Origin of the sequence: Stenotrophomonas sp. TEPEL, assembly GCF_004348785.1 — a bacterium.
Taxonomy (GTDB): domain Bacteria; phylum Pseudomonadota; class Gammaproteobacteria; order Xanthomonadales; family Xanthomonadaceae; genus Stenotrophomonas; species Stenotrophomonas indicatrix.
In genome coordinates this window covers 1,123,995-1,136,713 of sequence record NZ_QQXJ01000001.1, presented here as the reverse complement: position 1 = coordinate 1,136,713, position 12,719 = coordinate 1,123,995, and the positions used below count along the sequence as shown (strand labels likewise).

Here is a 12,719-nt window from a genome sequence, read left to right as displayed (position 1 = left end):
GCCTGCCGGGCCGCGCTCAGCGGTCCAGGCGCACCTGCACACTGCCCGAGTGCGACTGCACGCGGATATCGCCGTCGCCGCTGCCCAGCCGCGCATCCAGGCTGCTGCCCGGCCCATAGCGCGGCCGCTCCACCTTGCCGGCGTCGCTGTTGATCGAGCCGCTGAAGCTGTTCACTGACAGCTGCGCCGACACCGTGCGCGGCAGGCGCAGGCTGACCGAGGCACTGACCGACTCGACGTTGATGCGCCCGCCCGGCGCCAGGGCGGTCGCCGACAGGTCGATGCCTCCGGATACCGTCTCCACCACCAGACGCTGGATGCGACCGGCATCGACGCCAACCCGGCCAGACACCGTCTGCGCACCGATCTCCCCGGAAACGCCCCCGCCGGCCTCGATCCGGCCGCTGACCGTGTTCACGTCCAGCCGTGGGGTCTGCAACCGCGCAGTGACATTGCCGCTGACCGTGTTGAGCACGCTGTCGCCACTACGACCGGCGGCGGCAAGGTCGCCACTGACAGTGTCGGCCTGCAGCCGCCGCACGTCCACGCCACTGATGTCCTGATCGGCACTGACCGTGCTCAGCAGCAGCTCCACCGAGCGCGGCACGTTGAGGGTCAGGGTGGCGCCGCCAGTGTTGCTGCGTCGCGGATACTCGATTTCCCAGCGCACCCGGTTGGCACTCTTTTCCTGGCGCAGCTGCAGGCCGTCGCTGAGCGTGCCGGTGAGCTGCACGTCATTGCGGTCCCAGCCGCGTACGGTCACCTTGCCAGCGATATTGCTCAGTTCGATGCGGCCGCCGCTGGCGATGTTGTGGCGTTCATCGACGCGTGTATCGGCCAGCGCCATGGCGGGCACCAGCAGCAGGGCCGCGCAGAGAGGGGAAAGGGTTCGCATCGGGGGGTCTCCTCAGGTTGTCAGACCGGAGGCGGCCTGGGCCGCCTGCCGGGTCAGTTCGAGCCGCAGCGCATAGGTCCGCTTGAGCTGTCCAAGCAGGTGCGGCGCACGCGGGTCCTGCGCCATCGCGGCGCGGATCTGTTCCGCACTGCGATCCAGTTCATGCAGCGCGGGCTGCCACTCCGGCGCAGTGCCATCAGGCAGCGACGCCACTGCCTGCCGATACTGCTCGGTCATCGCATCGGCCTGCAGCTGCAGGCCACTGGGTGCAGGCAGCGCCTCGGGCGCATGCCGCCACGGCGCCACCGCGTAGAGCGCGAGGCTGGCTGCCAGCGCCGCGCCGACCGGCAGCCACCAGCGTCGACGGATGCGCAGTGGCAAGGCCACCACGTTGTCCACCGGCGCCTGCACGGCAACCGGTTCGCGGGGTGGCAACCGCGCCGACAGGCGTTCCCAGCCATCGGCCGGGGCGCTGCGTTCCGCGGGAAGGGCGCGCAGGCGCGCCAGCAGGTCGTGATCGGGGTCGTGCGTACTCATGTCATGTCTCCCAGGCGCGCGCGCAGCAGGCCACGCGCGCGATGCAGCTGTGCTTTGGAACTGCCGACCGCCATCTGCAGCTGGCCGGCGATTTCATGGTGTTTCCAGCCTTCGATATCGTGCAGCACCAGTACCGCACGTGCGCGCGGCGGCAGGGTCGCCAACGCGCGCTCCAGGTCGCGTTCGGTGCCGGCGCAGCCGTCGTGCACCGCCATCTCCGGCAGCCCACCGTCCACGTCGTCCAGGCTGTCGTGGTCATGCCCGGCGGCACGACCGCGCAGTTCCATCAGCGCGGCGTTCACCCCCAACCGATGCAGCCAGGTCGACAGGCTGCTCTCGAAACGGAAGCCGGGCAGTGCCTTCCATGCCTGCAGGAACGCTTCCTGCAGTGCATCCTCGGCACGCGCCTGCTGCCCGCCACACAGCCGCCACAGGGTGGCAAACACCCGCGGCGCATGCTGCCGATACAGCTGTTCATAGGCAGCGGTATCGCCGGCCGCCGCTGCACGTACCAAGGCGGTTTCGTCGACGACGTCGTTGGCGGCAGGCGGCGCGGGCATGGTGATGTCGAGCATATCCGTTGGATGCGGCCCGCCGGAAAAAGGTTTAGAGCTTCCGGAGCGCTTTTCGGTTGCAACCTTTTCGCGCCTGGCTGCATCCATCACAGGTCCCCCGCAGGCCTGCCCGGCCAGGAGCCTCCCATGTCCAGCCCTTCCTGCGCCGCCCTGCTGGCGATCGCGGCCTGCATGCTGCTGCAGGCGTTCGACGTTTCCCTGCACTGGCGTGCCGAAAGCGGCCGCGCCTGCCTGCAGCAGCACAAGCAGGACCTTGTCTGCCTTGCCTGGGCACAGGCGGTCGAAACGTCGACACGCGCCGGGTAACATCAAGCCCCGTTTCCGTCACACGTTGTCGCCCCATGATGTTGTCGCTGAAGGACCACCTGCCCGCCTGGACCCACCCTTGGCTGCATGACATCGGGATCGCCCTGCAGATCCTGATCACCCTGCTCGCCGCCTGGCTGCTGCGGGTACTGGCGCGGCGCCTGATCCGCCGCTTCGCCGACCATTACACGCTACCGCCGGAAATGGTGATGGGCGCGCGCCGGATCACCAGCTTCGTGGTCTATTTCAGCGCGGTGCTGTACATCCTCAGCCTGCTCGGCGCATCGCCCTCGGTGCTGTGGACGGCGTTCACCGGTTTCGCTGCGGTGGGCGCGGTGGCGTTCTTCGCGGCCTGGAGCGTGCTGTCCAACATCTTCTGCACGCTGCTGATCTTCACTACGCGACCGTTCCGCCTGCATGACTACATCGAAGTGCTGGAGAACGGCGAAAAGCCCGGGCTGAAGGGCCGGGTGATCGACGTGAACCTGATCTACACCACGCTGCAGGAAACCGGCAACGGCCACGAGGGCACGGTGCTGCAGCTGCCGAACAACCTGTTCTTCCAGCGCACGGTGCGGCGCTGGCGCGACCCGACGCAGGCGCCCGGCGGCATCCAGGGCGACGGCTGAGGGGATTGTTCGGCAGGGCTGCGCCCTGCACCCGCAGAGGCCTTCAAACCAAGGCAACGTCAACGTCAACGTCAAAAACCGGCATTCCGTGGGGTGGCGGGGCACTGTGGGTGTGCGGGGACGCCGTGAATCCATCCCTGGAGGCTTGGTCGCGGCATCCATGCCGCTCACACCCCGCAAACCCACAGTGCCCCGCCTTCGACAATTCCCGGCTGCTGCTGGTAGGTGTCGACCTTGGTCGACACGTAGATCCACGCCATGCGTGGATGCTCTTCGATCAATTGTCGAAATATNCGATTNCGATGGAGATTCATCCACGCNTGGCGTGNATCNACCAGACANCGGNNAACTGTCGAAGGNGGGGCGGTGTCGGATTGCGGGGTGTCAGCCGCATGGATGCGGCTGCCAAGCCTACAAGGACGTACTTGCGGCGTCCCCGCAATCCGAGTGTCAGCCGCATGGATGCGGCTGCCAAGCCTACAAGGACGTACTTGCGGCGTCCCCGCAATCCGACACCGCCCCACCACCCCACGGAATGCCGCTGTTGCTGTTGCTCTTAAGGTTGCCGGCCAGCGGCCGGCACTACCGCGGGTGCAGGGCGCCGCCCTGCCGACCACCCTTCACCGCAGCTGGCTGTCCTTGCTGCCCCGGCGGTTGTAGCCACTCTGCGCCTGCTCCTCTTCGTCGTGCGCCTGCTGACAGTTCACGCACAGCCGTACGCCAGGCACTGCCTGACGCCGCGCCGAGGGAATCGGCGCGTCGCATTCCTCACAGCGTTCCAGACCCGGGCCTTGGCGCAGCTGGCGCCGCGCGCGGGCAATCGCATCGTCGACAGTGGCGTCGATCTGGTCCTGGACCGCGCCATCTCCGGCCCAACCGGTAGCCATGGCCATCCTCCGCAGGGGTGTCGCCTGATATGGGGACAATACACCCCGCCGCAATCGGTAGCGCCGGGCCATGCCCGGCGGACGCTGCGGCCGGTTCAGCGCAGCCTTACCAGACCAGGTCGTCGGGGACCTGGAACTGTGCGTAGTAGGCGTCGTCCTCGGCGTTGCCGGTGGAGATCTCGGCGCTGGAGCCGGGCGTGCCATGGTCGACGATGATGGCTTCCGGGGCGCGTTCACGCACCTTCTCCGCTGCCGCGCGTGGCAGCACCGCGTAGCCGTCGCCATGGGCCACGATGACCAGCACGCCCACCGACAGCGCCTTGCGCAGCTTGGTATCGATCAACAGGGTGCGGATCACCGCGCCATCGCTGAAGCGGTACTCGTCCTCACCTTTGTGCGGCACGGCGTGGGCGCTGATGATCTGCCTGGCCTGCGCCTTGCGCTCAGCCTGCCGGGCCTGCGCGTTGCGCTCGGCGGCCAGTGCGCGGTCACGTTCGATCTTCTCGGCCCGGGCGCGTTCAGCTTCACGCTGGACCTCCGCCGACGTCGACTCGGCCTTGCCCTGGCGGGCCTTGGCCTGTTCACGCGCGGCGGCACTGGCCTGCGACTTCTTGGCCAGGCCGGCCTTGAGCAATTGTTCCTGCAGCGCGTTGGGCTTTGCCATGGTTGATACGTACCGCGTGTAATCTGGATGCCCCATTCTACCGACGCGCCGACGCCCCTGCATGGCTGTGCTGAAGTACCTCACCGGCTACCCCGAACCCCTGGTCGCCCAGGTCAGCGATCTGCTGGCACAGGGCAAGCTCGGCCCCTGGCTGCAGCAGCGCTACCCCGACCCGCATGAGGTGCGCAGCGACCGCCAGCTGTACGACTACACCCAGGACATGAAGGACCGCTACCTGCGCAAGTCGGTGCCGCTCAACAAGGTCTGCTACGACAACACGCTGGAGGTCATCAAGCATGCGCTGGGGACCCACACCGCCATTTCCCGTGTACACGGCAGCCGGCTCAAGGCCAGCCGCGAGATCCGCATCGCCACCGTGTTCCGGCAGGCGCCAGCCGCCTTCCTCCGCATGATCGTGGTGCACGAGCTAGCCCATCTGAAGGAGGCCGACCACAACAAGGCCTTCTACCAGCTGTGCCAGCACATGGAGCCGGATTACCTGCAGCTGGAGTTCGATACCCGCCTGTACCTGACCGAGCTGGCCAACCGCGGCCAGCGCTGAGCCGCCGTAGCGGCTACACTGCGCGCCCCCTGCCCGACCTTTCGCCATGGAACCGACCCGACTCGACAAACGCCTGTCCGCCCTGCTCGGCATCCCGCGTGGTGAAGCGCGGCGCTATATCGAGGGCGGCTGGGTCAGCGTCGATGGTGAAGTGGTGGAACAGCCGCAGCGCCCGGTGGACGAGAGCGCCAGCATCGTGGTGGCCGAGCAGGCCAGCGACAGCAAGGCCGAGCGCGCCAGCATGCTGCTGCACAAACCGGCGGGCGTGCCGGCCGATGCCCTGTGCGCGCTGATCCGCACCGAGACCCGCAGCGAACTGGATGCCAGCGACATCCGTCCGCTGCAACGGCATTTCCACGGCCTCCAGCTGGCATCCTCGCTGCCGGCCGACGACAACGGGCTGGTGGTGGTCAGCCAGGATCCGGCGGTGCTCGCGCACCTGCAGCGCAACCTGGGCCGCACCGAACAGGAGTACCTGGTCGAAGTGGCTGAAGGCGGCCCGGAACGTGGCCCGTGGCTGATGGCCCGGCTGCAGCATGAAGCAGGCGGCCCGAAGGTCAGCTGGCAGAGCGAGCAGCGCCTGCGTTTTGCAGGCAAGGGACTGACCGCGAAGGGCCTGAGGACTGCGGTGACGGCTGCCGGCCTGCAGGTCGTGGCTGTACGTCGCCTGCGCATCGGCCGGGTGGCGCTGGGCCCGCTGCCCGTAGGCCAGTGGCGGTATCTGGGCAGCGACGAGCGGTTCTGAGTCACGGCGCTTCATCCACGCATGGCGTGGATCTACCGGTGGCAGTTCATCCACGCGTGGCGTAGGTCTACCTCCATGCGTAGCCAGGATCTACCATCGGCGTCATGAGTCTGCGCAAACCCCTCTGGCGACGCCTGCTGCGCGTGGCCGCGATCATCATCGCCGCCCTGCTTCTGCTGGTGCTGTCCGGCCTGCTGCTGGCCGACCACCTGGCCCCGCAGGCGCGCGGCGAAGCGTCGCAGGTACTGCCGCTGCAACCTGCGCAGACGCCCATCGATCGGCAGATGATGCCCCTGCAGGCCGCTCATCCCGGGCAGTCGGGCGTAGCCTTCCTCAGCGATGGCATGGATGCGTTCGCTGCCCGCGCGATGATCACCGAGCACGCCGGCCGCAGCCTGGACCTGCAGTACTACATCTGGCACGACGACCTGATCGGCCACTTGATGGCCAAGGCGCTGTACGACGCTGCCGAACGTGGCGTGCGCGTGCGCATCCTGCTTGATGACATGAATGCCAAGGACAAGGATGCGCTGATGATGGCGCTCGATGCGCATCCCAACATCGAGCTTCGCCTGTACAACCCGTTCCGCAACCGCAGCGGCATCGCCCGCACGCTGGAGCTGGTGCAGCGCGCCTTCAGCGTGAACCACCGCATGCACAACAAGAGCTGGATCGCCGACGGACGCATCGCGATCGTCGGCGGCCGCAACATCGGCGCGGAGTATTTCAGCGCGCGCAGCGACGTGAATTTCCAGGACCTGGACCTGGTGGTGGCCGGCCCGGCCGTGCAGCAGGCCAACCAGATCTTCGACGACTACTGGAACAGCGACGCGGCGATTCCGATCTCGGCGCTGGCGAACTATACGGATGTGCAACTACAGCAGCTGGTTCGCCAGTCCGACCGGGAGGCCCTGCAGGCGCAGGCGCAGCCGTACGTGCAGCGCGTGGTCGAGTCGCGCCTGCGCCAGCGCCCCAGCCCGGAGCCGCTGCATTGGAGTGCGCAGGTACGGATCGTGTCCGATCCGCCAATGAAGCACCACGACGATGCACACGATGACTGGCTGGTCACCGAACTGGTCCGGCAACTGCAGTCGACGCGTTACAAGGCACTGTTGATCTCGCCGTACTTCGTGCCCGGCAGCGAAGGGCTGGACGGACTTTCGGCGATGGCCGGCCGGGGTGCCCAGGTAGGCGTGGTGACCAACTCGCTGGCGGCCAACGATGTGGCTGCCGTGCACGGTGGCTACATGGGCTACCGGGTGCCGCTGCTGAAGGCCGGCGTGCAGCTGTACGAACTGAAGGCGAACGGCCAGAGCGGTGAAGGCAGCCTGTTCGGCAGCAGTGGCGCCAGCCTGCACACCAAGGCACTGCTGGTCGACGACCGGCGCGGGTTCGTCGGATCGTTCAACCTCGATCCGCGTTCGGCCTATCTCAACACCGAGATGGGCGTGCTGTTCGACGACCCGGTGCTGGGCGCACGGCTGCGTGCGGAATACCTGCGCCTGGCCAGCCCGGAATACAGCTGGTGGCTTGCGCTCGGCGCTGATGAGCAGCTGCGCTGGCTGCAGCGCGAGCCGCCGCCACACTGGGTCGATGCCGAGCCCGGCAGCAGCCTCGGCAAACGCTGGACGGCACGGGTGATCAGCTGGTTGCCGCTGGAATCCCAGCTGTAACCATCAGGGGGCGTTCCCCTCGCCATCGCCGTGCAGGCTTTCGTCCAGGGTTTCCACATTGCGCCCATGCAGGCGCCGCCAGATCCAGCGCAGCGCGTGTGGCGGCGCTGCCGGCAATTGTTCCAGCAAGGCCAGCATGCGGCCTTGGCTGGCATGCCCGTGCCGGCACAGCAGGCTGGCCGCCGCAGCGGCGCTGGCCAGGCGCAGGCTGTCGGCCAGCGGACCGTCTGCATCGGGCGCCAAGGCCTGATGCACCGGTTCGGGCAGTTCCCACGCTGCTGCCACCCGCTGCGCCAACGGCAGTGACCACTGCTGCAGCAACTGCAGGGCCAGCGCGGGCTCCACTTCTTCGCCACGCACCTGTGCTTCCTGCAGCAGTTGACGCATGACCAGCGCCGCGCCCAGGCCCTGCACCAGGCCCAGCCATTGCGCAGCGAAGGCATCCCCGGAGGTGACCGTGCGGGCGTGGTCGGCGGCCGCGCGCGACGCCAGCAGGGCGTGCTCCCATATGATCGAACTGAACTGCGGGAACACCTCGCACTGCACCTGCATCACCGGCTGCACCAGCACGGCGCTGATGATCTGCCGCACCCCTTCGGTACCGACCAGGGTCACCGCCCGCTGCAGGCTTTCCACGGGCCGCTCGTGCACCTTGTAGGCCGGGCTGTTGGCGATCCGCAGCAGGTTGCCGGTCAGCACCGGATCCTGGCCGATGATCGCGGCCATCACCCGCGCCGACGCAACGTCGTCATTGACCGTCTGGATCAGCTGCGGCAGCAGTTGCGGGCGCCGCGGCAGCTGTCGGGTAGCCCAGTCGCGGTCCTGCAGCGCCCGGTCCACCGCCTCGGCCAGGCCCGACGCGCTGACCGCCGCCGGTTCGCCGGCCAGGCGCGGATACAGTGCCAGCGCATGCAGCCCGCGCTGCAGGTGGCCGGCGACCTCGGCTGCCGGCAGGGCATCGCCCTGCAGGCTGGCCGCTGCGGCGGCCACGGCCTGGCGGGGGGCTGCGGCAAGGCGTGACGGGGCCTGCCCGGTCAGCTGCGACAGCCAACGAAGCACAGATCGCCACCACGCTGCGGTCATCGCCGCCCATCCTGTCGTTGTGTTGCTGCCACTGCCTGCCCCTGCGCCTTCATCACATCCGGCGACCTGCCGTCGTCGCAGCATCGGCCGCACTTTCATCTTCTTTAACCCGGGCGCCTCCGGCGTCGACGGCATATCCCGGGCGAATGGACTAGAATGGCGCCGCGCGACCCGTCCCCCTGTACCGACGACGTCGCTTTTTTTGTTTTCGGACCCTACCGTTCATTGGCAGTTCGCCGCAGTTCACCGCTGATCGCGCCATCGGAGACCCCATGCTATTCGAAACCCTCGCAACCACCGGCCACGAACAGGTGGTGTTCTGCCACAACCAGGATGCCGGCCTGCGGGCGATCATCGCCATCCACAACACCACCCTGGGCCCTGCCCTGGGCGGGGTGCGCATGCGCCCATACGCCAGCACCGACGATGCGCTGGCCGATGTGCTGCGGTTGAGCCGCACGATGACCTACAAGAATGCACTGGCCGGTCTCAATGTCGGTGGCGGCAAGGCCGTGATCATCGGCGACCCCAAGGCCGACAAGACCGAAGTGCTGTTCCGCGCGTTCGGCCGCTATGTCGATTCGCTGGGTGGTCGCTACATCACGGCCGAGGATGTCGGCACCGACGTCAACGACATGGAGAACATCTACCTGGAGAGCCAGTTCGTCACCGGCGTGCACCAGGTCCATGGCGGTTCGGGAGATCCGGCGCCGTTCACCGCCTATGGCGCGCTGCAGGCGTTGATGGCCTCGATGCGCTTCAAGTTCGGCCATGAGGAAGTGGGCAAGACCAGCATCGCGGTGCAGGGCCTGGGCCATATCGGCATGGAACTGGTGAAGCTGCTGCGCGACCGTGGCGCCAAGCTGTACGTGACCGATCTGGACAGCGCGCTGGTGGATCGTGCAGTCAACGATTTCGGCGCCGAGGCAGTCAAGCCGGACGAGATCCACGAAGTGAACGCCGATGTGTTCGCGCCGTGCGCGCTGGAAGGCGCGATCAACGCCGACACGCTGCCGCGGATCAAGGCGAAGATCATCTGTGGCACCGCCAACAACCAGCTGTCCAGCCTGGAGATCGGCGACGAGCTGCATGCGCGCGGCATCCTGTATGCCCCTGACTACGCGGTCAACGCTGCTGGCGTGATGAACGTGTCGCTGGAAATCGACGGTTACAACCGCGAGCGCGCGATGCGGCTGATCCGCAGCATCTACCACAACCTGACGCGCATCTTCGAACTGTCGCAGCGCGAGAACATCGCCCCGCAGCGCGCGGCTGACCGGATCGCAGAAGCGCGCATCCTGTCGATCGGCAAACTGAAGATGCCGCTGGGCCGCAGCACGCCGCGCCTGGGCGACCTGCGCGGCGGCTGAGCGCCGCCCTCGGCAACCGGACGGGTGCCGACGAGGGGTCGGCACCGCCGGATGAACGCGCCGGGCAAGCCCGGCGCCATGATCAGAAACCGGTGCTGTAGCGCAGCGCCGCCTGACGTGCATCATCGCCACCCACGCGCTGGTCGATACCCAGGCTCAGGCGGCCATTGCGGCCCCACCACGATTCCAGCGCCAGGCCGAACAAGGCACTGCCACGCGGTGCGTCAACACCGGCCAATGGCGCCCAGGCATCAACGCCAACGAAACTTGCCTGCCAGGCCTGCTCACCGCCATCCAGCCGTTGCTGCCATTCGGCATGGCCGCGCAGCGTCCAGCGCCCCCACTGCCGCTCACCCCGCAGGCCCGCCAGCATCTGGCTGCGCTGTGAACGCGACGCTTCACCGCGCAGGCCGAAGCCGAAGCCGCCCTGCTCGCTGAAGCCATCGGTATCCAGGCGCGTGCTGCTGGCCCCCAGGTACGGGGTCAACGACGCACCGATGCGCCCGAAACGGTAGCCGCCTTCGACGCTGGCACTGCTGAAACGCCCGCCGTAACGCGCGGACACACCGTAGGCACCGGCACCCAGCAGCAACTGGCGATCCAGTTCCCGGGTGAACTGGCCGGTGCCGAACTGGGCCAGCGCATAGCCACGCCCCAGGTTCCAGCCGGCGTACAGCTGCGCCTGCGCCTGGCGGTCACGCCCACGATCACCACTGAAGTTGCTGCCGCCGTTGCTGCGGGTTTCGCCAAAGGCCATGCCCAGCAGGCCGTTGCTGCCCAGTGCCACGTCCTGGCCGGCCATCCAGCCCTGGCTGTCGGCGGCGTTACCGGCAAAGCTGCCCTGCCCGGCTTCGCCCAGCGCGCTCTGCCAGGCGCCACGCAGCTTGGGCGCAGCCTGCACGCGGTCGAAGCGCTCGGCAACCGCGCGGCGCGACATGTCCACGCTGTCGAAGGTCGATGCTTCAGCGCGTGCATGCGCTTGTCCGGACAAGCTCTCCAGGCTCGCCGACAGGCCGTCGGTTCCGCCAGACGTACGTTGCAGCGCACCTGCGGCCACGCCGAACGCCGAGCCCTGCAGATCCGCATTGCGGTCCAGCGCGGTGAAGGCCGACTGCACCCGCAGTGCCGATGCCTGTGCATTGGCGCCCAGGCCCGATGCGGCTGCCGAAACGTTGACCTGGGTCAGGTCCATCCACGCGTCGTTGCTGCCATAGCCGTACTGCGCCTGCAGCAGGGTCAGGCCGTTGGCGCCAGTGTTGGCCACCGGCGTGGTGAACGTGCCGTTGATACCGCCGTTGGCATGGACCAGGCCCTGGCGGCTGCCGACCTGCGGCACGTAGCCGGACACGATGCCATCGACCACCACGCCGCCGGCCAGGCGCGCGGTGCCGGTCACCTGCAGCGCGTTCACACCCAGTGCGACGATCAGCTGCGCATCCGGCCGCTGGCTGTAATTGCCTTCGATGGTCGCGGTGGTGTTGGCGTTGACCAGCACCACGCTGGCGCCGTTGTCGACGTTGCCGATCACCCGCGGCGTGCCGGGCATGAACTGCAGGCCGGCCATCGAGGCACCGTCGGCACCGGAAACGCTCACGTTGGAACGGATCACGGCGCCACCGCGCAGGGCCAGGCTGCCGCGCTCGATGCGGGTCGCACCGCTGTAACTGTTGTTGCCGCTCAGCTCCAGCCGGCCATCGCCGCGCTTGATCAGGCCACCAGTGCCGGTGATGTCGTTGCTCCAGATCGAGCCCGAAGAGGCCGCGTCGACATTGACCGTGACATCGCCCCAGTCGAAGCGGCCGGGACCGTTCACCGCCTTGCCGACGTTGAGCATGCCGTAGCCGTAGATGGGATCGACGCCCGGCGCGCCGATGTCGGTGGCGGTGCCGAGCAGGGTCTGCCGCACCAGGTCGTTGTCGAAGTATGGATAGCGCTGCCAGACCAGCGCTGCGGCGCCGGAGATCAGCGGCGCGGCGAAGGACGTACCGTAGTTCCACAGGTACTTGCCGGTACCCGGCTCCGGGAACACCGCGCTGCCGGGAGCGGTCAGGCAATAGCGTGCGGCGTCGCCACAGGCATTCGCCCACGGTGCACGCTCACCGGGCTTGTTCGGATCGATCGCGGTGGCCACCAGCCAGCCCTTCTCCAGGTCGGCTGCCGGCAGCGATCCGCCGACGCCACGCTGGCTGGGCAGCGCGGCCACGCTGCTGGGCTGGTCGCGCCCTTCGTTGCCTGCGGCGAACACCACCAGGCCACCGTGATTGATGATGAAGGGGCGGTATTCGCCCGCGACCTGTGCGGTGGTGCCGAGGTCGGTCCAGTACAGGCCGCCCCAGGAATTGTTCATCACCTTCACGCCGTAGTTGATCAGGTCCTGGTGGACCCCGGCCACGCCCAGCGTGCCGCTGAAGGAATTGCCCCGGCCACTGCCGTCATCCTTGGGCGTGGTGTCGGAAATGATGCGTGCCGAGACGATCTCCGCACCCTGTGCGATGCCGCCGGGCCAGACCCCCACCGGTACACCGGCCGCCAGACTGGCGACGGCCGTGCCATGGCCAAGCACGTCATCGACGTTGAGATTGTTGCGGCTCGGGTCGATGTAGTTGAAGTTGGCCACCACCCGTCCGTTCAGCGCCTCGGCACTGCGCAGCACGCCCGAATCGACGATGCCGATGCGCACGCCGCGGCCGGTCGCGCCACTGGCCTGTGCCGCACGCGCGTTGGTCTGTGCCAGATGCGCATCCACGGCCGGCTCAAGCGGTCTGGCGGCGGGCGGCGGGGTAACCGGGGGGG

13 protein-coding genes are annotated in these 12,719 nt (G+C 67.9%); 6 read left to right on the top strand and 7 right to left on the bottom strand.

Features of this window, described 5'->3' with window-relative positions:
* Positions 1-16: 16 nt before the first annotated feature.
* From TEP_RS05020 to TEP_RS05010, 3 genes are read right to left on the bottom strand one after another with little or no spacing between them, the layout of a single operon-like run.
* Complete coding sequence (locus tag TEP_RS05020) at positions 17-895, bottom strand: DUF4097 family beta strand repeat-containing protein (protein WP_132824494.1); 879 nt, start codon at positions 893-895, stop codon at positions 17-19.
* Positions 896-907: 12 nt separating this feature from the next.
* Positions 908-1,432, bottom strand: coding sequence for a hypothetical protein (locus TEP_RS05015; RefSeq protein WP_132824493.1), 525 nt, complete (start codon positions 1,430-1,432; stop codon positions 908-910).
* Positions 1,429-2,007 carry an RNA polymerase sigma factor gene (locus TEP_RS05010; protein ID WP_132824492.1) on the bottom strand — a complete coding sequence of 193 codons (579 nt, stop codon included), beginning with the start codon at positions 2,005-2,007 and terminating at the stop codon, positions 1,429-1,431. Before TEP_RS05010 ends, TEP_RS05015 begins: the two co-directional genes overlap by 4 nt.
* Positions 2,008-2,133: 126 nt before the next feature.
* Between TEP_RS05010 and TEP_RS05005 the strand changes: the two genes are divergently transcribed.
* Both TEP_RS05005 and TEP_RS05000 read left to right on the top strand, forming a co-directional pair.
* Entirely contained in the window at positions 2,134-2,313 is a 180-nt protein-coding gene (locus tag TEP_RS05005) for a hypothetical protein (RefSeq protein WP_032977115.1), read from the top strand.
* Between the two features lie 35 nt (positions 2,314-2,348).
* Positions 2,349-2,942: a mechanosensitive ion channel family protein gene (locus TEP_RS05000; protein WP_025879067.1), complete on the top strand. Its 594-nt coding sequence runs from the start codon at positions 2,349-2,351 to the stop codon at positions 2,940-2,942.
* Positions 2,943-3,562: 620 nt separating this feature from the next.
* Here the strand turns inward: TEP_RS05000 and TEP_RS04995 are convergent.
* On the bottom strand, positions 3,563-3,829 hold the full coding sequence (locus tag TEP_RS04995; protein WP_132824491.1) for a DksA/TraR family C4-type zinc finger protein: 267 nt from the start codon (positions 3,827-3,829) through the stop codon (positions 3,563-3,565).
* Between the two features lie 106 nt (positions 3,830-3,935).
* Positions 3,936-4,493, bottom strand: coding sequence for a DUF2058 domain-containing protein (locus TEP_RS04990; RefSeq protein ID WP_132824490.1), 558 nt, complete (start codon positions 4,491-4,493; stop codon positions 3,936-3,938).
* 61 nt (positions 4,494-4,554) lie between these two features.
* Between TEP_RS04990 and TEP_RS04985 the strand changes: the two genes are divergently transcribed.
* The 3 genes from TEP_RS04985 to TEP_RS04975 all read left to right on the top strand — a co-directional run bounded on the left by TEP_RS04985 (position 4,555) and on the right by TEP_RS04975 (position 7,473).
* Entirely contained in the window at positions 4,555-5,055 is a 501-nt protein-coding gene (locus TEP_RS04985) for a M48 family metallopeptidase (RefSeq protein ID WP_132824489.1), read from the top strand.
* A 46-nt stretch (positions 5,056-5,101) separates the two neighbouring features.
* Entirely contained in the window at positions 5,102-5,800 is a 699-nt protein-coding gene (locus TEP_RS04980; RefSeq protein WP_132824488.1) for an RNA pseudouridine synthase, read from the top strand.
* A 104-nt stretch (positions 5,801-5,904) separates the two neighbouring features.
* The gene (locus TEP_RS04975) at positions 5,905-7,473 is read left to right on the top strand and encodes a phospholipase D family protein (protein ID WP_132824487.1); all 1,569 of its coding nucleotides are present in this window, start codon (positions 5,905-5,907) and stop codon (positions 7,471-7,473) included.
* Between the two features lie 3 nt (positions 7,474-7,476).
* Here the strand turns inward: TEP_RS04975 and TEP_RS04970 are convergent, their stop codons facing one another.
* Positions 7,477-8,556: an HDOD domain-containing protein gene (locus tag TEP_RS04970; protein ID WP_132824486.1), complete on the bottom strand. Its 1,080-nt coding sequence runs from the start codon at positions 8,554-8,556 to the stop codon at positions 7,477-7,479.
* A gap of 272 nt (positions 8,557-8,828) precedes the next feature.
* Between TEP_RS04970 and TEP_RS04965 the strand changes: the two genes are divergently transcribed.
* On the top strand, positions 8,829-9,926 hold the full coding sequence (locus TEP_RS04965; protein WP_132824485.1) for a Glu/Leu/Phe/Val dehydrogenase dimerization domain-containing protein: 1,098 nt from the start codon (positions 8,829-8,831) through the stop codon (positions 9,924-9,926).
* Between the two features lie 82 nt (positions 9,927-10,008).
* Here the strand turns inward: TEP_RS04965 and TEP_RS04960 are convergent.
* On the bottom strand, positions 10,009-12,719 hold a 2,711-nt coding region (locus tag TEP_RS04960; protein WP_240790631.1), incomplete at its 5' end, for a S8 family serine peptidase.

Excerpts from the sequence above, each read along its gene's own strand:
- TEP_RS05020 (WP_132824494.1), bottom strand. The coding sequence starts at position 895 with ATGCGAACCCTTTCCCCTCTCTGCGCGGCCCTGCTGCTGGTGCCCGCC.
- TEP_RS05015 (WP_132824493.1), bottom strand. The coding sequence starts at position 1,432 with ATGAGTACGCACGACCCCGATCACGACCTGCTGGCGCGCCTGCGCGCC.
- TEP_RS05010 (WP_132824492.1), bottom strand. The coding sequence starts at position 2,007 with ATGCTCGACATCACCATGCCCGCGCCGCCTGCCGCCAACGACGTCGTC.
- TEP_RS05005 (WP_032977115.1), top strand. The coding sequence starts at position 2,134 with ATGTCCAGCCCTTCCTGCGCCGCCCTGCTGGCGATCGCGGCCTGCATG.
- TEP_RS05000 (WP_025879067.1), top strand. The coding sequence starts at position 2,349 with ATGATGTTGTCGCTGAAGGACCACCTGCCCGCCTGGACCCACCCTTGG.
- TEP_RS04995 (WP_132824491.1), bottom strand. The coding sequence starts at position 3,829 with ATGGCTACCGGTTGGGCCGGAGATGGCGCGGTCCAGGACCAGATCGAC.
- TEP_RS04990 (WP_132824490.1), bottom strand. The coding sequence starts at position 4,493 with ATGGCAAAGCCCAACGCGCTGCAGGAACAATTGCTCAAGGCCGGCCTG.
- TEP_RS04985 (WP_132824489.1), top strand. The coding sequence starts at position 4,555 with ATGGCTGTGCTGAAGTACCTCACCGGCTACCCCGAACCCCTGGTCGCC.
- TEP_RS04980 (WP_132824488.1), top strand. The coding sequence starts at position 5,102 with ATGGAACCGACCCGACTCGACAAACGCCTGTCCGCCCTGCTCGGCATC.
- TEP_RS04975 (WP_132824487.1), top strand. The coding sequence starts at position 5,905 with ATGAGTCTGCGCAAACCCCTCTGGCGACGCCTGCTGCGCGTGGCCGCG.
- TEP_RS04970 (WP_132824486.1), bottom strand. The coding sequence starts at position 8,556 with ATGACCGCAGCGTGGTGGCGATCTGTGCTTCGTTGGCTGTCGCAGCTG.
- TEP_RS04965 (WP_132824485.1), top strand. The coding sequence starts at position 8,829 with ATGCTATTCGAAACCCTCGCAACCACCGGCCACGAACAGGTGGTGTTC.